Annotated in this window: 1 protein-coding gene and 1 pseudogene; both read right to left on the reverse strand. The window is 62.9% G+C overall.

The window, feature by feature from the left end:
- On the reverse strand, positions 1–255 hold a 255-nt coding region (locus VBE63_RS30405), incomplete at its 3' end, for a hypothetical protein (RefSeq protein ID WP_323686688.1).
- A 122-nt stretch (positions 256–377) separates the two neighbouring features.
- Positions 378–683: pseudogene (locus VBE63_RS30410) on the reverse strand (DUF4357 domain-containing protein); the annotation flags it as partial.
- Between the last annotated feature and the right edge of the window lie 218 nt (positions 684–901).

Genomic DNA, 901 nt, shown 5'->3' on the forward strand with positions numbered 1-901 from the left:
AGTGCCGTCCTCGCGCTGGAAATAGCCGTATTCGCGCAGGCGCTTGGCGGCCTGGAAGACATCGGCGCTGATGATGTCATCGCGCAGACGGGCGAATTCGGCGTCGGTGAGCTGACAGTGGTTCAGCGCCTCGAATTTGGCGCGGAAGTTGGCCTCGAGCGTGGCCTTGTCGCGGATGTCGGGGCGGACGCTATATTTGAGTGCTTCGAGTTTGGCGAGGAGCTTGTGTTCGATGTCCGCTTCTTTGAAGGTCATCCGGGGGTGTCTCCGTGTCCGAGTGCCTGTGACTTTGACTGGAGCGCGAAGCTGGTTGGGTTGCCGGTGCGGTGTTGGTTAGGCGCTGGGGATAGGCGGCGATGTGGCCGTTTGCTCGGCCTGGTGATGACGCAGGTGCGCTCCCAGTAGGTCTTCTTGTCTTCCTGGTTGTGCTGCTTGAGTCGAGTGCCGACTTGATCGCTCTCGCCGATGTAGAGCATCGTCCGGTCGGGGTCGTCAGGATCGCGACCGTGCAGCAGGTAGACGCCGGTGCGGGCGACCTCGGGACGGGCGAGGAACTTGGGCAGCTCGGTGCGTGGGCCGGTGAGCACATGGCCGGTCCAGTTCATGATCTCGGCGGTGATCAGGCCGGTCGATTTGCCGTCGACCAGAAAGAGGCGAACGCTGCGGCCGATGGCGTCGGTCATCGGGCCTGGCTCCGTTGCGAGTGGGCCTGCTTCGCGCCGATGCCTTGGCGGGCGCTGTTGGAATCGGCAGTCTTCTGCGTGGTTCTGGCCATCCTGCAGTGTTCCTATCCTCGTCCTGTCTCCTCGGGCCGGAACGGTAGCGCGCGAAACGCTGTCGCGCTTGGCGTTAGCCTGCTTGCGTCAGTATAGCGTGATTATTCCTAACCCGTCCTCTGGAG

The organism is Lamprobacter sp., assembly GCF_034860625.1.
In the GTDB taxonomy this organism is placed as follows: domain Bacteria; phylum Pseudomonadota; class Gammaproteobacteria; order Chromatiales; family Chromatiaceae; genus Lamprobacter.